This is a genomic window from Bacillus sp. JK62, from assembly GCF_053663455.1.
This window is the reverse complement of the sequence record NZ_JBSJQA010000005.1, coordinates 149,826-165,696: the sequence shown is the minus strand read 5'-3', so window position 1 is coordinate 165,696 and position 15,871 is coordinate 149,826. Positions and strand designations below refer to the sequence as shown.

Here is a 15,871-nt window from a genome sequence, read left to right as displayed (position 1 = left end):
GATAAAGAATCTCTCTAATTTTTCACTTCCCTACGCTGGTATTAACCAAATCAGGTTCAAAGGGTCAGGACGTATTGTCTCTTCTCAGCTATTAAAGCTCCCCTAGTGACTTTTTATAAATATTTACTTTAATTCTATGCTATTCCATATAAATAGTCAAACAATGACCGGCAAAAAGCGCTGCGGATATCTCTGGGATTTCCCTTCCTTGCAGCTTACCCACTAGTTTTAAAACCTTCCGGCCTCTTTTTTCCTGCCAACGAATAAGGTCACGGCCACACTCGCTGAACTGACCAAAGTCCCCAGAACGGCAGCAAGAATTGTCAAAAAGCCATGGGGAATCAGAAATCCAATCGGAATGAGGCCCGCAAACGTGAGAACGATAAAACATTGATAGACTCCGGATATGATTCTCACAACCAAGCTGCTAAAAAAGGACATGACGAATGGCGGAATGAACAAACATAAAATGATTCCGAGTGAGATCAATAAAATCATAGGCTCGTCAAAAGAAATGACACGATCACCGGGAGACTCTTCAGCCGCCGCGAATACAGCAAATATAGACATCATCAGCGTAAGAAAAACAAGAAAAAACCTTTTCAGCAACGTTATGACTCCTTTTTATAAAAACGGGTATCCTTTTTCAATCACAATAACCATTTTATGTTATCAAATGAAATAATATGAAGTCAATTGATGAATGAATAATGTAATAAACGGCTTGCTGCTGTGTCGGTCTTATATAAGGCGGAAAACCAATCCGTACAGAATCAATATTGGTTTTCTCGATGTGTTTCATCAGTTTGACGGCATCACTGGTTCTTACGGCTGAAACCCCGAACTTCAGTTCAACATCTTCAAATTTTCGCTGATTAACATACTCAATGATCTGAAGGCGCTCATCCATGCTGAGTGAATGCTGTTCACCAGTCGTGCCGCATATGAGTAACGAATGGATACCGCTGTTTTTCAAATGTTCGACATTAGGATCAAATCCTGCTGAATATAAACGTTCATCTTCATGAAAAGGCGTAGGGATAGCAATAAAATTTGCATGAGAGTGACCTCCAAGTACTATTCTTGAATATCTGCAGAGTATCATATAACACTGTCTGACATTTAAAAAAGTACAGTTTCAGATAACCCAACATGTCAGATGTAAAGGCTGACACACAAAAAAGGCAGGCAAAGAGAGCCTGCTTCATTGCTTCATCCTATAGCGATTCATTCTCTGGATTGCTTGACAAATAAGAGTAATAAGGCAAACTAAATATAAAAATTGTACTAATGAGGCGGGGTTTTATGATTTTAGATTTAAAAGGTGAAACGCACATGGATCATCTTGTGGGAATGCTGTATTCTGCCGTTAATGAAAATTACTGCCGCTTAATATCCATTGTGTCAGACATGTCACAGCAAGAGATCGATTATAAAGGACCAAATCAAACATACAATAGTACAGCTCAGCTAATAAGACACTTAGCATATGTTGATCTCAACTGGATATTTAGAATAAAGGGTGAACCGATACCAAAGCAGCTTGAAGAGAAGTATGGACCAATGTTAGATCAGAACAATAAGATCCCTTTCATTTCCGGTGTTTCATTAAAACAAATTCTCACTGATTATGAAGAAGTATTCAGCATGTTTAAGTCTGTTTGTTATCAGCTAACTGACGATCAGCTGAATCACACAGTAGATTATGAAGCAGATAAACAAGCAACCATTCAATGGGGAATATGGCATATGGCAGACCATAATAGATATCATCAAGCTCATATTAATCAGCTTCGCAAATGGTTTGAAGAGAAACAGAAACCTGGCTGTTAAAGCCGCTTTTAGGAGGAGCAAGGATAAATTTATTACAAATTCATTTTCACTGACTGCCAATCAATTAAAATGGTCAGACAAAAAACCACATTTGCTGTTGAGTAGTTGTGGAATAAAGCATCGCATCAACTGCACTATGACAAGCTGAAACGTTAATATTTTGTGTTTCAGCCATTCGATCGCTATATTTGATCATGCTGTCCCAATACGATTTTTTTTATAGTCTTTGCCGCAGCAAAGTCCTCTGGAATCCTATACTAATCTTCCGCAGCCGCTGCATCGGCCTTTGTCACATGAACTGTACCAAACGGATGGTTGGGAGGAGCGTAAATTGAATATAGTTTTAACGGCGTATTACCCGTATTAATCACATTGTGCCACGTGCCGGCAGGGACAACAATGGCATAATCATCATAGACATTTCTTCGGAAACTTAAATGATCTTTACTCTTGCCCATTTTAACTAGCCCTCGGCCTTGCTCAATCCGTAAGAATTGATCTACGTTAGGATGGATCTCCAAACCGATATCTTCTCCAATACCAAGACTCATCAAAGTAATTTGAAAATGCTTTCCTGTCCATAGGGCCGTACGGAACGTATTGTTTTGTTTTGCGGCTTTATTGATATTCACGACAAATGGTTTTGGTCCATAATCTTTCAAGAGAAGGTTTCTATCTTCGTATGAAGGATCATAGTTATTTGGAACAGTCCAATAAACAGATCTTCCATCGCTATACATCGGCACATTCACACAATAATAACATTGATGCGAAAAAGGTATATAATACATTTTTCATCCCCGCAATTTTAAATTTTTGTGATATTATCCTATGCGTTTTGTAATGAGAGTGTGCCGCACTAAGGAATTCCCTTGTTCAGCCTAAAAGACTGAAGTTAGCAGAATCGTTTTGGCCACAAAACCCGTTTGCATAAAAAATACCAAAGGCCTGTAACTCTTGGTAACACTGTTGCAGCCGAGAAACTTAAACCTGCCCGGGGTATGCACTCACCAGTCCGACAACCAAGAGATATTGTGTTTTCTGTTCCACAAGCCGATTAAAACAGCCACAGTCACATAAATGGACGTATTCAACAAAAAAAGAGCAGTAAACCCGTAAGTTACTGCTCTCCTCAGTCTATCCACCGTTCATTTGTTTTACAATGTATTCAGCATCATTTCCTACACCTTGAAGCAGCGCCGAACCTCGCCTATGCTGCCAAGGCAAACCAATAAAGTACAATCCCTCCGCAGCTGAAACACCCCGGTGATGTATAATTCGGCCTTCCTTATCCAAAACACCTTCTATTTTCATCCACCAAAGCGGATTCTTAAAACCAGTTGCCCAAATAACATTGTTTACTTCTAATGAAGATGAGTCTTTAAAAATGATTTCATTTTGCTTTCCGGCTATGACTCTTTGTTTTAAGATGATCTTCTTCTGTCTTATTGCATGTTTTAATTCATACCCAAATATGGGGTCGCCTTTCTTTTGAATGAACTTGCCTAATATTGATGTATGACTTGCATGTAAAACTCCTAATTTATCAAACCACCAAAAAATGCTTCTTTTTCCAATCCATAAAGGGAAATAAACCGGTTTATTACTGCAAGCCAAATATGTAACTCTTTCTTTGGATAATTCAACAGCTATCTGAGCCCCGCTATTCCCGCCGCCGACTACTAGTACATTCCCAGGCGCCAGTTGTTTTGAATGTTTATATTGTGAAGAATGTAATTGATGAATATGACCGGCTACATCCTTTGATATTGATGGGATGTTAGGGGTATGAAAAGGACCTGCGGCCATCACAAGATTCTTCGTTTGATATTCTTCCCGGTTTGTTTTTATTAAGAAATAGTTGTTTAATTTTTGGACACTTATTACTTCTGTCCGTAATTGGATCGGGATTTCAAATCTTTCAACATATTTTTTCAGATAAGCAGCAATTTCATTTTTTGAAGGGAGTCCATGCTTGTCTCCTTCAAGATGCATTCCCGGCAAAGAGCTGTACATTCGAGAAGTAAATAAAACCAATGAGTCATACCGGTTTTTCCAGCTTTCCCCCACTTCATGACTTTTATCCAAAATGATAAACTTTTGTTCCGACTTCTTTAGATAATATCCTACTGAGATTCCTGCCTGACCGGCTCCGATTACTATCGTGTCGTACATATGAATCCCCCCTCCGGTTTTATCTTAATTGTCAGCAGACAAAGTGAGTCCCTATCTCCTCCTTTAATGATGATGATGGTCACGCGGATTCTCAGTTTGGGCCTGACAAAGAATCGTATTGTCGTGATTATGCGCAGCTGTTTCCATTTGAATGGTTACATGTGTAATGCCTTTATCTCCAAGTTCATGTTCAATTTTGCGTAAAATACTTTCACTTTCAGAAATGGTCAGCTGATCGTTAACAACAGCGTGGCAGGAAAGAGCATTCAATCCGCTTGTGATAGACCATATGTGCAAATCATGAATACTTTGAATTCCTTCTGTCTCTTCAATTGTCTGAATGATGTCAGTGACATCGATATTTTCCGGAGTTCCTTCCATTAATACGTGAATGGAGTCTTTCGTCACATGGTAACCGCTTCTCAGAACAAGAATAGCCACAATGACACTGGCCGCTGGATCTGCCCAGCTCCACCCGAAGAAGATGATAAGGATCGCAGCCAGTATGGCACCTACAGATCCGAGCATGTCACTTATCACATGTAAGTAAGCTCCTCTAATGTTCAGGTTATTCTTTGTATCTCCGCCGTTCAGCATAATCCAAGCGACCAATATATTCACAGCTAACCCGATGATACTTATCGTCAGCATGCCGGTTGTTGCTACCTCCGGCGGATGAGAGAAACGTTTGATTGCTTCATAAATGATATAAAGGGAAATCAATATTAATGCAACACCGTTGATCACAGCTGCAAGAATCTCAAATCGTTTGTAGCCGAATGTCTTATGATGACTTGCCTTTTTTTCGGCCAATTTAAAAGCAATCAGAGCCACCATTAATGAGATTGAATCACTCAGCATATGGCCTGCATCTGACAAAAGCGCTAAACTATTGGTTAAAAATCCGCCTATCGCTTCTATTATCATATAACCTGTAATCATGATAAATGAGATCAATAAAACCTTCTTATTGGATCCGCCAGCGTGATTGTGATTGTGACCCATAGAAATCTCCTCCTTATCTAATACACTGTATTTATTATTTCTTTTCTGCTATGAAGCATTCTAACACGGACACAAAAATAACCTTATATGATTATATGCTCATATACGAATATATAGGTTCTTTACTGAAATGTCAAAATATTTTCAATGAAAATGTTTCTTATCATTAGCTTAGCTTGGGAGGTTGCATTGCTATGAAGCCGCGGATTACAGTAATTACTTTAGGCGCAGACAATTTAGAAAAATCGCTGCACTTCTATCGGGATGGCTTGGCTCTGCCTACAGAAGGAACAGCCGGTACAGATTTGAACGACTTGCAAACAGGACTGAAACTTGCCCTTTGGGACCGCAAAAACATCGCACATGAATCAAACGTTACGATAACTGATCCCGCTCATGATACTTTTTGTGGCGGATACGCCGTTCACTTCCAAGACCCCGATGGACACTTATGGGAAATCGTTTGGAATCCGCACTGGGATGCAAGTGAATAACCAAATTTTATAGCAACAATAAAAACACACCTGAATGTTCTGGTGTGTTTTTTAATTTGTTTCCCACAACGATCAACCTATTTATACGATGGCGGGATGCTTTGCGGAAAACGGAATACATTTTCGGGATCGTATTTCGCCTTTATTCTTTGAAGCCTGGCAAAGTTTGAGCCATAATATGCTTTTCCGAAGTTCTCGATATTTTGATCCGGAACATTCACATATGAACCTGTTACATATGGTTTCATCAGCTGACGCACTCTTTCAACTGATGCAAGATTCGAAGCTTCTTGTGATTTATTTTCCCAACTGGCCGTCCATTCCGTATAAAATAATGGACGGCGCCAATAGAAGGCTGTTTCACTGCTTGGAACTCTGCTTATCGCGCCGCCCCAATTGATAAAAAAGAAGTTGGTTTCTGTCCCAGTCGCTTTTTCTAAAAATTGTCTCATTACTGCAATAGGTTCTTCCGGCCAAAGATTGAGCGCCCACGCCGAGGAGAATTTAACACTCTGATCAGATCTGCCGGGAATCGGTTCGTCAGGATCTAAGAAATCTATACAATCCGGGTAGTATAGTGTTTTGATTACTGTTTGTGCCGGCGTTCCGGCATTTAATAAAGGTTTTAATAATTGAACCAGCTCCGGTTTTGAACCGAGGAACAATCCTTCCGCATGGCACAAACCATTTACTTTGCTGTAAATCTCAAGGTAGCATCCTAATCGTTCGTCTGTAAACGGCGCCCATTTTTGCCACGCTTTAAATACCGTTTCTAACTGTTCCCACGGCCAAATGATATTAAAGACGGTTGCGGTTTTAGGGGCACGGTGAACTTTGAATGTATATTGGGTGTTATATCCGAAATTGCCTCCCCCGCCGCCTCTGGAAGCCCACAGTAAATCTTCATTGCGGGAATGATTTGCTTGAATGATCCTGCCTTTGGCATCTACCATTTTCAGTGCGAGAAGGTTATCACTTATCAGGCCGATCGATCGTGAAAGCACTCCAAATCCGCCTCCCATCGTGATTCCTCCGATTCCGACGGTTGGACTGTCTCCGAACGGGGCCATAAAACCTTCCCGAGCTAAACCTTTTACAAGCGGGCCGACGTGAATGCCGGTTTGAACGGTTGCTACCGCGTTTTTTTCATCTAAGAAAACGTTATTCATGTCACTCACATCAATAACAATCCCATCACTTACCGTGGAAAGATTTTTATCCAGAGCATGGCGGCCGCTTCTGACACGCAAAGGCACATTCTTCTCACGAGCCCATTTAATAGCATTACTTACATCGTATGAATTTTGTGCAAAAACAAAGACAAGCGGACAGACATCAACATAAGGGTTCCAATTCTTAACCGCCTGTGTATAGCCGGGGTCCCCTTTGAAGATGACACGTCCCGTTAACTGTGCTGATCCCATCTATTTCACTCCCAATAAGCATTTGATTCCGATACCAGTATATGCAGGAATTGGACAAATTCTTAGACAGATGTTCTGCAAACTTAAAAATAGATACATATACGCGAAGATGATATAAAAACAAAAAAAGACAAGAGCGGCAACCTGCCGAAACTCTTGTCTTTCCTGCCTTTTTTATCATGATAGGCACTTACATTTATTGGCGGATATACCGACCTGACTATGGAAGTCCATAGAACATTATGTTTGCCCTGCCATGCGTGGTTCTGCTGAGACACCGGCTGAGCAATCTTTCTGTTTGATCCCCCGACAAGAATCTTTTTCTTTATCGTTTTTGCACCCCTGTACGGATAAAATCAATACACATTGAATCTTATCTTTTACATGATGAAAAGCTCTTATTTTTTCTTCTTGTGCTTACGTTTGCAATCATGTTTTTTCTCTTTCTTATGACGTTTTTTACATTTCGCTTTGGCTGCTAATTTTGCCGCTTCTACCTTTGCTTCTGCTGCTGCTTTTGCTGCTTCTGCCGCTCTGGCTCTTGCTTCTTCCGCCCTTGCTATGGCTTCTTCCGCTCTGGCTCTCGCTTCTGCTTCTCTTGCCGCTTCCGCTCTTGCTGCGTCGTCCGCCATATCAAAATCATGACCAAGGTCACAGGCTTCATTGTATGGCTTTTTCTTCGGAACGTACTGTTGATCTTCACCTTCGTTATAATACATTACGCCACTCCTTCTCTCATTTTTTAATCTCTACATACTATGTAAAGAAAGAACTGCAGCTTGGACTGGTATTTTGATGAACCGGCACATTTTTAGGGCAATTTTCATTTATCATTGCAACAGATTCTGGATGCTTGATGAAACTTGAATGATTTTGACGATTATCATAAACAGCTTAAAAAGGGAGACTACGAAAAAACCAAGGGGTTAAACCCTAGTTTTTTTTGTGAAAATGATAAAAAGGATGCTGCACGCTGCAGCACCCTTTTTATTGAACGATTGGAAAGTGTTTTTTGGCTTTTAGTTTGCTTGCTGTGTTTGTTTTACTGGTTCTTTGCTAAAAAGTCCGACAATGTTCCACAAGATAATAGCAGCAGCGATGATTACACGAGCCGTACTGACTTCTTGGTTAGTAAACAATTTATAGCCATATATTGATCCCAATGCTGCTATGCAAAAAATATTGAACCATTTACTCCAACGCAATTAGAAAACTCCTTATAAAATGATTACATTTCCAAACAATGTATTATAATATCAACAAAATTTTTCAATTTTTCAATATTTAACCTTAAATCATTCTTAATTGGTTTTCCTGATCATTGTCTCTAATGTCATTCGGTCTTTCGGAGTTTTGATCGTTTTTTGTTACAGGCTAGACCCAGACATCATTTTCAGCTGTTTGATCAGTTATTTCCTGCCCGGTATTCACAACACCTTTAGGTTCTACAAGCAAAATGTTACACTCTGATTCTGCATAAGGTTTATGTTCAACATTTTTCGGAATGACAAACATTTCACCTTCATTTAATTTTACTTCTCCATCACGAAATTCAATGATTAAATTACCCTTAATAACAATAAAGACTTCATCTGTTTCGTCATGCTTATGCCAAACAAAATCCCCTTGTACTTTAACAAGTTTAAATTGATAATCATTCATTTCAGCGATTACTTTTGGAGACCATTGATCTTGGAACGCAGCTAATTTCTCTTGGAAATTAATCGGTTTATATTCCATTCTTTCCCCTTCCCGTGTAAAACTCAATCATTTTACTAGTCCCAAATTAAAGGCCTGTCAACCTCAGCAGTTCTGAGGTAGTCTAAAAGCTGACCCGTATGTACAGACTCATGGTAAGCGATTCTTAATAACATGTCTCCCAGTTCGCGAATATATCCAACATCAGACCTGTCAATCTTTATATTTGTTAAATCTGTTTCGTTTAACGATTTGATGAATGACAAAAACTCGGCCCGATACGGTTTTGCGAATTCTAATTCTTCGGTTACTGTGGTAAACGTTTTTGATTCATACGGGTTTTCGGATTCCTCTGAAGACTCATTCATTTGTTTTAGTAAAATGTGATGATAAAGAAATTCCGCTTCTAATACATGTCTTATCATTTCCTTGCACGACATTGCTTCGGAATCCGGGCGCCAGTCCATTTTTTCCTCAGGTACAGCTGTCCATAACTTGATGCTTCGCCGTCTTACCTCTTCAAAATGTAAAACAATAAGGTCAATTGTATTCAAGTATTTTCCCCCTTTTATTTTTAAATAATAATTCTCCTTCTTCACGGAAAAAACCTCTTCAAATAAAAAACATATTCTTTCCCGACTCGCTGGATTGATAATCAAACCATTTTTAAGATAAGAAGATATTCATTCATCCATACAATAGACTCTGGCTGAACATATACTGAATGATAGTTTGCATCAGAAAGGAGAAATCAGCTTTGGCAAAATATCGGATCATGACCTTTGACGGGGGCGGTACATTAGGTGCTTTAAGTTTACAACTATTGAACAGACTGGCTGAAGAAAATCCGGCATTAATAAGCCGAACCCATGTATTTGCGGGAAATTCAATCGGTTCATTTACTGCCCTGGCATTAGCAAGCGGAAGATCTCCGAGGGAAACACTTCAGTATTTTGAGGATGAAATCCTGCCCGCATTCAGCACTTCCCGGCCGGGCGGACCTGTTTTTAATCAGCAATTACCATATTCCGGTTTTATTAAAGCGGTACGAAACTTTTTCCCGCCAGGCCTTCGTCTTAAAGATGTAAGAAAACGAATTGTTGTCCCTTCATTCAAATTATACTCCCCGGCACTGGATCGTTGGACGCCCGTATTATTTCACAACTTTCCCGGCTCTCCCTATTTAAATGAGAAAGTGAGTGATGTCATACTGCGGAGCAGCGGTGCTCCCGCGACACAGCGCGCCTATCAAAACTACGTGGACGGATATGTAGTGGCAACGAACCCCAGTACAGCCAGTATCGCGTTTGCGGTTGGTAAAGCCAACGTGCCATTGGATCAAATTGCGGCGCTATCCATCGGTACAGGTGAAGCCCCTACTCGGTTAAGAAGAGATACGAGGGGATGGGGAATGGTAAGTGCGGATAACATACGTCCCGAAAATCTGAAGAACCTTCCTCCAAATTGGGGAGTCCTTTTGGACAGGTCGCCTAATGAACCTTTACTGCCATTTCTTCAGATGATCTCCGGCGGAAATGGCTACTATGAATCCATGGTCAGCGCGAATCTGCTGGGAGATCGCTTTTTCCGGTTAGATCCGCGGATTCCTAACTTCTCCAAAACAGACCCTTCCGTGGTTCCCGCTGTCATTGAAATTGCAAACAAAACCAACTTACAGCCTGCGAATACATTTATAGAGAAAAACTGGAACGACAGCGCTAAATAAGCAAGAAGTTTACATCATCATACAATGAACAAAAAATACCAAGGGACTCAAACCCTTGGTATTTTTAATGCGGCTGAGAGGATTTGGACCTTCACGGGTTATTCACACGCTGGGATACTGTTTCATTTGAAGCTGAATCGGTCGGTTTTTGCTCTTTTTTTATTTTCACCGTTTCAGGCAGTAAGAAAGTAAATATTGCCGCTCCCAACAAAATAATAATTGAGAAATAAAAAGAAAGATCATAGTTACCCATTTCACTATAGAGAAAACCCGGTACATAAGCTCCCAGCGCTGATCCTATCTGATGGCTCAGGAATAACCAGCCTAAAATAAAACCAACTGAATATTGTTTAAAATATTGCGTGGCTAACATTTGAGTAGGGGCTACAGTTGCAAAATCAACTAGTCCAAACAGGGTGGCAAAAATAAGTAATATGACCGGATGATGACTATATAACAGGATACAAATTGATAATGCGCGTATGGCATATAAAAGAATAAGCATCTTTTTACTGCTCCAACGGTCTGCCGCAATTCCTGAAATGATTATCCCCAATATATTAAATCCCGCCAATACACTAACTGCGGCACTGGTTACACTTGTTGAAAATCCATGGTCATGAGAAAAAGGGATAAGGTGAGTATCCATCAGCCCTGTAGTTGTAAAACCGCATATAGCAAAAGGTAATATTAAAAACCAGAATTGTTTCTTGCAAAACACAGCCCAAACAGAAAAGCGGGCCGTATGCTGTTCACTTTCAACTCCTGCTTTCATAAAACCGCCCATAGGAGATAACCCCATCTCGCCGGGATGATTCCGTAAAAATAACAGTATGACAGGAAACACAATAACCATTAAAAGCAGACCCAAAATCACTACAGTTAACTTCCAGTTAAACCATTGAATCAAAATGAGAGAGCCGGGAACAAGAAGCATCTGACCAGCGCCAAACCCTGCCTCCATAATTCCAAAAGCAAGTCCGCGTTTTTCATTAAACCAATTTGTAACAACAACTGTTGCGGCTACATTAGATGCCCCTCCGACACCGACGGAGATAACAATTCCGTAAAGGATAAATAATTGCCATGGATGATTTACAAAAGAAGTCAATATAAAGCTGATCCCGACTACGAAAGTGCTAACTGACAAAATCATTCGGGGACCTAATTTATCAACCAGCCTCCCTATTATGGGCTGAGATATGCCATATATGATAAAACTCAGAGTGGAAATAAGTGAGATTGTTCCTCGATTCATAGAAAAATCTTTTTCCCATGGTTCAACAAAAGCTCCAAATGAAAGACGCGCGCCTTGAACCGCTAAAAAGGTGAAAAAAGTGACAAACACAATGATCCATGCATAGTGATATTTTATTCGCATCCTATCCCCCCTCACTTTATAATTCCAAATCCCAGCGCTCTTCTATTAAATTTGATCCCCATAAAGGTTTTTCTTCATGAATTTCTGTAATTTCGAATCCATTCTTTTTATACAATGGCCGGGCTGTTGACATGTCTCTTACCGTCCAAAGAAATATACGCTCGTATCCATTTTCTTTACAATATTGAACAAGTGCCTTAATCAGACGGCTGCCGACACCTTTTCTTTGAAAAGACGGATCGACTAAGAACCACCTTAACTGACCTGTTTTTTCATCGTCATTCACTAAGCCGATACAACCCGCAAATTGATTCCCGCTTTCTGCCACCCATATTTTTTCAATATCCGCTTTAAATGTATCGTGAAGATAGGATAAAAATGTTTCATCCCAGCCATGGGATTCGGCATAAAATAATCGCTGTTTCTCAATTATGTTTTTGACATCCTCTGAAGTATAATAGTCTCTTATTGAAATCGGAGATTCTTTATCATAAAAAGAATGCTGCAAAATGTTTTGAATGATTTCCATTGAATGTACAAGTTTTTCTTGTTCCTCTTTGTCTATGCGTTCAAGGATATATTCAACTTGCTGATTGGCTTTTTTCTCCAGGCTTTTATAAATACTTTTCCCTGACTCGGTGACATAAAGGAAATGGTTGCGTCCGTCTTCTCTGCATTTTTGCTTGTATATGAAGCCTTCTTCTTCAAATTTTCTGATAATTCTGCTTACATATCCTCTGTCCAGGTCTAACCTTTCTTGAATGATTTTTGCTGTACAATCGGGCGTATTATAAATTTCGTATAAAATCCTGGTTTCCGTTAAAGAGAATGGACTGTCATAAATATGTTCATTCAGAAAACCCAAAATGTCTGTATAAAATCTATTAAATTGTCTGAATGCCAAAACACGTTTTGTTTCCAAATTGTTGAACCTCCTCCAAAAGATTGACTTAAGAAACTTTTTCCATCGTAATCGAAACAGTTGCTTGAGTCAACTATTAATTTTCATCCCCTTTCAATTTGATGATTTTCTTACCGTAAAAAAACACATTGAAAATAAACGACACTGTTACATCGGAAAACAGTTACGTACCGGGATACATTCTTTTGACGTTAATATGGACATACAAAAAGTCACTTCCCATTACGTAAAGAAAGCGACTTTTTAGATTTGATTTTCAAGTTCCTTTGACAAATTTTGAAAAGGAACTTGACTATTCAGTTGTACTGTATTAAGTTTAACTATATAGTCGAACTGAATAGAGGATGAGGATATGAAACATAAATTATTACCGCTGTCTGAAACCATGCATTATATTTTATTAGCTCTGCGTGAGCCGCTTCATGGCTATGCCGCCATGCAGAAGATCGAAAAGATGAGTAACGGAACTGTTATTTTAGCGGCCGGCACATTATACGGCGCGATTGAAAACTTGAATAAGCACGGCTGGATTGAGCCTGTTGGAGAATCAGGCCGGAGAAAAGTCTATAAGATAACTGCGGAAGGAAGCGCCATTTTGAAGATGGAACAAAACAGGTTACTGCATATTTTATCCCTGCACGAAGGAAGTGAATCGAATGAAGAAATTTAAGATGTTTTTTGATATTGAAAAAGAGGAGCAATGGCTGAACGAGCAATTACAAAAAGGCTATCGCTGTACAAATATCAGCGGATTAGGAATATACACTTTCGAAAAAACCGACAAAAAATATGTGATGAGACTGGATTATCAAGATTATTTATCAAAGAAAAAATTTAAAGATTACAAAGAGATCTATGAAGACTTCGGCTGGAGTTATATAAATGGCCCTTGGGGGCTTGGAACTCGATATTGGCAAAAAGAAAATGATGATCAAAATGAAATCTTTTCGGATCGCCAATCAAAGAGTAATTATTATAAAAGACTAATGAGTTTTTCATCTTGTTTTGGGTTACTGTGCTTGTTTTATTCTTATTTGATTTACAAGGATTCAGGTTTGTATTTAGCTGAAGGTCTGTGGAGTATGGAAGGCGGAATGTTTTGGAAGGCATTTTTATTTGAAACTCCATTTGCCCTTTTGAGGTCGCTTCCCGCCCTTATGGCTGTTCTATTTGGCTGCAGTTTCTATAAAGCGTATCGAAAGTATTCAAGGTTAAAAGAACAATAACGCGGGGAAGTTACATTTAAAGAAGTAATTGAGGATCATGTATCTGCCGAAGCCGGGCGCTTTAACGGAAAAAAAGCGCCCTGAATTTGCTGATAAATCAGATGACTTATTTTGTTAATGATACATACTTATTTACAATGGCTTGAGCGAGACAGGCTGATGAATCAACAAAGGTAAGCCCGCTTCTTTTTTGATCCGTAACCATATTTAAATCCGTACATGCAATGATAACCGTATCAGCCTTTTCTGCTAATTCACGGTGTAATTCATCATATAGTGTACTAGCCTCATCGATTTGACCTTGTTTAATCTTTTCTATTATTTGATTGACATAGATTTGCCAACTATCTTGATGTAAAAAATCATAACCTTCTCTGTTTAAGGCTTCTTGAAATATTCCGGATTGAACCGTAGGAACGGTGGCTAAAAGAGCCGCTTTTTTTGAGCCTTTAGGTATTTTTTTTATGGTTTCATCAATCATGTTTAGTAAAGGGACTGAAATCGATTTTTTTATTTGATTAAAATAGAGATGTGCGGTGTTACATGGGATGGCAATAAAATCAACACCCGTTTTTTCAAGCTTTACAGCACCCTTAATAATTGCCTTTTCCATGTCCGTATGATTGAGAGGTTTATTCATGTAGAAAGGTGTCGGACAGGAATAAATCATCATATGAGGAAAATCCATGTCATGTATTGCTCCATATATTTTTTGGCACTCGTCTACTACTTTATCTACAAATGGCCCAGTAGATTTTGGTCCCATGCCTGCCAGTATTCCAATCATAATTGTCCTCCTCTGTAAAAATGTGTACGAATACGATATGATGAGTTATTCTTGTGTTTCTCATCTGAATCTGCACTCATTTCTTTTCTGGCTTTCTTCTCCTATTTTATCATTTCATTAATCGAATTATCATATCTAATTCCGCCGCACGCAGAAGAATGGCAGATACACTAAGGTTATGAAAGCTTGTTTTCATTACTATGTTTTCATGAATGATGGTTAAAAATCGGTGATTAAATTGTGCCCATATAGATTAGTAAACGTGTCATTGATGTCAAGGCATGAACTCCTAAAGGATATTTAATAACTCATTTTCAACGAAAAACTGATCTCTGTTAATTAGTCGAGATTCCAAGATATACCCCGACCAATTGACCTTTCCTTTTTTAGGAATCCCACAGGTTCCCTCTTGTTTTGATGTTGTTTTTTTTAAAAAAAGTTATTGACACAAATAAACGATCATGTTATTATTAAAAATTTGATATCTCACTTCATATATGGTAACCTTAAGTTAAGTTCCCATATATGGAGGTGGATTATATGTTTCAAATTGGCGATAACATTGTTTATCCAATGCACGGAGCAGGTACGATTGAAGCCATAGAAGAAAAACAATTCTTAGAGGAAAAACAACAGTATTATGTCATAAGAATGTCAATCAGTAATATGACAGTTATGATTCCAACGCGTAAAATATCGAGTTCAAATATACGGCCAGTTACTGATATACGTGCATTAAAACACATTATACACATTTTTCAGCATGGAGAATCAGATAGGTTACTGCCGTGGAAGCAAAGGTATATAGTAAACACGAACAAAATAAAAACGGGTGAAATACAAGAAGGTGCTGAAGTTGTACGTGATTTAATGCGAATGAAGAAAGAAAAAGCACTTAATTCAAGCGAAAAAAAAATGTTGGATAATGCATATGAATTTTTGATTAGTGAACTGGAAGTCATTAAAGGAATCACTGAAAAACAAATAAAAAGTTTCTGTTAAGGTTAATGACAGATAATTTTTCAGAATATTACGATTAGACGTTCAACCTCTTCAACTTACTTTTTAAACATTAACCGCTTTTATTACTCCTCAATCTAATCTGTTTTATTTTTTCTTCAACGAACACTTGAATTCTCGATGAAATAGTCACTTGATTTTTGTAATCCTGATTCACACTGGCACGGACAAGGAGCCGTA

General features: G+C 38.8%; 19 protein-coding genes and 1 riboswitch. Of the genes, 6 read left to right on the top strand and 13 right to left on the bottom strand.

Annotation, left to right across the window (positions count from 1 at the left end):
- Positions 1-10 precede the first annotated feature (10 nt).
- A riboswitch (TPP riboswitch) is annotated at positions 11-114 on the bottom strand.
- Between the two features lie 114 nt (positions 115-228).
- The gene (locus ACWJJ4_RS13330) at positions 229-609 is read right to left on the bottom strand and encodes a hypothetical protein (RefSeq protein WP_014417010.1); all 381 of its coding nucleotides are present in this window, start codon (positions 607-609) and stop codon (positions 229-231) included.
- 55 nt (positions 610-664) lie between these two features.
- Positions 665-1,105: a dihydrodipicolinate synthase family protein gene (locus ACWJJ4_RS13325; RefSeq protein WP_094247897.1), complete on the bottom strand. Its 441-nt coding sequence runs from the start codon at positions 1,103-1,105 to the stop codon at positions 665-667.
- A gap of 200 nt (positions 1,106-1,305) precedes the next feature.
- Here ACWJJ4_RS13325 and ACWJJ4_RS13320 point away from each other — a divergent pair, with 200 nt between their 5' ends.
- Positions 1,306-1,833 (top strand): DinB family protein, encoded by a 528-nt coding sequence (locus tag ACWJJ4_RS13320; RefSeq protein ID WP_230014740.1) that lies wholly within the window; start codon positions 1,306-1,308, stop codon positions 1,831-1,833.
- Between the two features lie 257 nt (positions 1,834-2,090).
- Here ACWJJ4_RS13320 and ACWJJ4_RS13315 read toward each other — a convergent pair whose 3' ends face one another.
- The 3 genes from ACWJJ4_RS13315 to ACWJJ4_RS13305 all read right to left on the bottom strand — a co-directional run bounded on the left by ACWJJ4_RS13315 (position 2,091) and on the right by ACWJJ4_RS13305 (position 5,013).
- Complete coding sequence (locus ACWJJ4_RS13315) at positions 2,091-2,624, bottom strand: cupin domain-containing protein (protein ID WP_070081417.1); 534 nt, start codon at positions 2,622-2,624, stop codon at positions 2,091-2,093.
- A 346-nt stretch (positions 2,625-2,970) separates the two neighbouring features.
- The gene (locus ACWJJ4_RS13310; RefSeq protein ID WP_146283796.1) at positions 2,971-4,008 is read right to left on the bottom strand and encodes a flavin-containing monooxygenase; all 1,038 of its coding nucleotides are present in this window, start codon (positions 4,006-4,008) and stop codon (positions 2,971-2,973) included.
- A gap of 63 nt (positions 4,009-4,071) precedes the next feature.
- The gene (locus ACWJJ4_RS13305) at positions 4,072-5,013 is read right to left on the bottom strand and encodes a cation diffusion facilitator family transporter (RefSeq protein ID WP_454021689.1); all 942 of its coding nucleotides are present in this window, start codon (positions 5,011-5,013) and stop codon (positions 4,072-4,074) included.
- 194 nt (positions 5,014-5,207) lie between these two features.
- Between ACWJJ4_RS13305 and ACWJJ4_RS13300 the strand changes: the two genes are divergently transcribed.
- Positions 5,208-5,507, top strand: a complete 300-nt coding sequence (locus ACWJJ4_RS13300) for a VOC family protein (protein ID WP_094247206.1) — start codon at positions 5,208-5,210, stop codon at positions 5,505-5,507.
- A gap of 77 nt (positions 5,508-5,584) precedes the next feature.
- On the opposite strand, the gene ACWJJ4_RS13295 is transcribed toward ACWJJ4_RS13300, so the two are convergent.
- The 5 genes from ACWJJ4_RS13295 to ACWJJ4_RS13275 all read right to left on the bottom strand — a co-directional run bounded on the left by ACWJJ4_RS13295 (position 5,585) and on the right by ACWJJ4_RS13275 (position 9,183).
- Positions 5,585-6,931 (bottom strand): FAD-binding oxidoreductase, encoded by a 1,347-nt coding sequence (locus ACWJJ4_RS13295; RefSeq protein WP_077721848.1) that lies wholly within the window; start codon positions 6,929-6,931, stop codon positions 5,585-5,587.
- A 398-nt stretch (positions 6,932-7,329) separates the two neighbouring features.
- Entirely contained in the window at positions 7,330-7,650 is a 321-nt protein-coding gene (locus ACWJJ4_RS13290) for a hypothetical protein (protein WP_070081414.1), read from the bottom strand.
- A 300-nt stretch (positions 7,651-7,950) separates the two neighbouring features.
- The gene (locus ACWJJ4_RS13285) at positions 7,951-8,136 is read right to left on the bottom strand and encodes a hypothetical protein (RefSeq protein WP_015388652.1); all 186 of its coding nucleotides are present in this window, start codon (positions 8,134-8,136) and stop codon (positions 7,951-7,953) included.
- Between the two features lie 169 nt (positions 8,137-8,305).
- Positions 8,306-8,671 (bottom strand): cupin domain-containing protein, encoded by a 366-nt coding sequence (locus ACWJJ4_RS13280; protein WP_044802983.1) that lies wholly within the window; start codon positions 8,669-8,671, stop codon positions 8,306-8,308.
- 35 nt (positions 8,672-8,706) lie between these two features.
- On the bottom strand, positions 8,707-9,183 hold the full coding sequence (locus tag ACWJJ4_RS13275; RefSeq protein ID WP_070082684.1) for a DinB family protein: 477 nt from the start codon (positions 9,181-9,183) through the stop codon (positions 8,707-8,709).
- Positions 9,184-9,386: 203 nt separating this feature from the next.
- On the opposite strand from ACWJJ4_RS13275, the gene cotR reads away from it, so the two are divergent.
- Positions 9,387-10,355, top strand: a complete 969-nt coding sequence (gene cotR, locus ACWJJ4_RS13270) for a sporulation hydrolase CotR (protein ID WP_070081413.1) — start codon at positions 9,387-9,389, stop codon at positions 10,353-10,355.
- Positions 10,356-10,446: 91 nt separating this feature from the next.
- Here cotR and ACWJJ4_RS13265 read toward each other — a convergent pair whose 3' ends face one another.
- Together ACWJJ4_RS13265 and ACWJJ4_RS13260 are read right to left on the bottom strand one after the other, a co-directional pair.
- On the bottom strand, positions 10,447-11,736 hold the full coding sequence (locus ACWJJ4_RS13265; protein WP_146276168.1) for an MFS transporter: 1,290 nt from the start codon (positions 11,734-11,736) through the stop codon (positions 10,447-10,449).
- A 16-nt stretch (positions 11,737-11,752) separates the two neighbouring features.
- Positions 11,753-12,658 (bottom strand): bifunctional helix-turn-helix transcriptional regulator/GNAT family N-acetyltransferase, encoded by a 906-nt coding sequence (locus tag ACWJJ4_RS13260; protein WP_077721846.1) that lies wholly within the window; start codon positions 12,656-12,658, stop codon positions 11,753-11,755.
- A 352-nt stretch (positions 12,659-13,010) separates the two neighbouring features.
- Here ACWJJ4_RS13260 and ACWJJ4_RS13255 point away from each other — a divergent pair, with 352 nt between their 5' ends.
- Complete coding sequence (locus tag ACWJJ4_RS13255; protein WP_014304415.1) at positions 13,011-13,328, top strand: PadR family transcriptional regulator; 318 nt, start codon at positions 13,011-13,013, stop codon at positions 13,326-13,328.
- Positions 13,315-13,884: a DUF2812 domain-containing protein gene (locus ACWJJ4_RS13250; RefSeq protein ID WP_454021688.1), complete on the top strand. Its 570-nt coding sequence runs from the start codon at positions 13,315-13,317 to the stop codon at positions 13,882-13,884. Before ACWJJ4_RS13255 ends, ACWJJ4_RS13250 begins: the two co-directional genes overlap by 14 nt.
- Positions 13,885-13,990: 106 nt before the next feature.
- Here the strand turns inward: ACWJJ4_RS13250 and ACWJJ4_RS13245 are convergent, their stop codons facing one another.
- Positions 13,991-14,671, bottom strand: a complete 681-nt coding sequence (locus ACWJJ4_RS13245) for an aspartate/glutamate racemase family protein (RefSeq protein WP_454021687.1) — start codon at positions 14,669-14,671, stop codon at positions 13,991-13,993.
- 540 nt (positions 14,672-15,211) lie between these two features.
- Here ACWJJ4_RS13245 and ACWJJ4_RS13240 point away from each other — a divergent pair.
- Positions 15,212-15,673 (top strand): CarD family transcriptional regulator, encoded by a 462-nt coding sequence (locus ACWJJ4_RS13240; protein ID WP_060563139.1) that lies wholly within the window; start codon positions 15,212-15,214, stop codon positions 15,671-15,673.
- Positions 15,674-15,871: the final 198 nt, after the last annotated feature.

What these genes read in the sequence shown, in the direction of transcription:
- ACWJJ4_RS13325 (WP_094247897.1), bottom strand. Translation starts at nt 1,105, where the DNA reads ATGATACTCTGCAGATATTCAAGAATAGTACTTGGAGGTCACTCTCAT.
- ACWJJ4_RS13320 (WP_230014740.1), top strand. Translation starts at nt 1,306, where the DNA reads ATGATTTTAGATTTAAAAGGTGAAACGCACATGGATCATCTTGTGGGA.
- ACWJJ4_RS13315 (WP_070081417.1), bottom strand. Translation starts at nt 2,624, where the DNA reads ATGTATTATATACCTTTTTCGCATCAATGTTATTATTGTGTGAATGTG.
- ACWJJ4_RS13310 (WP_146283796.1), bottom strand. Translation starts at nt 4,008, where the DNA reads ATGTACGACACGATAGTAATCGGAGCCGGTCAGGCAGGAATCTCAGTA.
- ACWJJ4_RS13305 (WP_454021689.1), bottom strand. Translation starts at nt 5,013, where the DNA reads ATGGGTCACAATCACAATCACGCTGGCGGATCCAATAAGAAGGTTTTA.
- ACWJJ4_RS13300 (WP_094247206.1), top strand. Translation starts at nt 5,208, where the DNA reads ATGAAGCCGCGGATTACAGTAATTACTTTAGGCGCAGACAATTTAGAA.
- ACWJJ4_RS13295 (WP_077721848.1), bottom strand. Translation starts at nt 6,931, where the DNA reads ATGGGATCAGCACAGTTAACGGGACGTGTCATCTTCAAAGGGGACCCC.
- ACWJJ4_RS13290 (WP_070081414.1), bottom strand. Translation starts at nt 7,650, where the DNA reads ATGTATTATAACGAAGGTGAAGATCAACAGTACGTTCCGAAGAAAAAG.
- ACWJJ4_RS13280 (WP_044802983.1), bottom strand. Translation starts at nt 8,671, where the DNA reads ATGGAATATAAACCGATTAATTTCCAAGAGAAATTAGCTGCGTTCCAA.
- ACWJJ4_RS13265 (WP_146276168.1), bottom strand. Translation starts at nt 11,736, where the DNA reads ATGCGAATAAAATATCACTATGCATGGATCATTGTGTTTGTCACTTTT.
- ACWJJ4_RS13255 (WP_014304415.1), top strand. Translation starts at nt 13,011, where the DNA reads ATGAAACATAAATTATTACCGCTGTCTGAAACCATGCATTATATTTTA.
- ACWJJ4_RS13250 (WP_454021688.1), top strand. Translation starts at nt 13,315, where the DNA reads ATGAAGAAATTTAAGATGTTTTTTGATATTGAAAAAGAGGAGCAATGG.
- ACWJJ4_RS13245 (WP_454021687.1), bottom strand. Translation starts at nt 14,671, where the DNA reads ATGATTGGAATACTGGCAGGCATGGGACCAAAATCTACTGGGCCATTT.
- ACWJJ4_RS13240 (WP_060563139.1), top strand. Translation starts at nt 15,212, where the DNA reads ATGTTTCAAATTGGCGATAACATTGTTTATCCAATGCACGGAGCAGGT.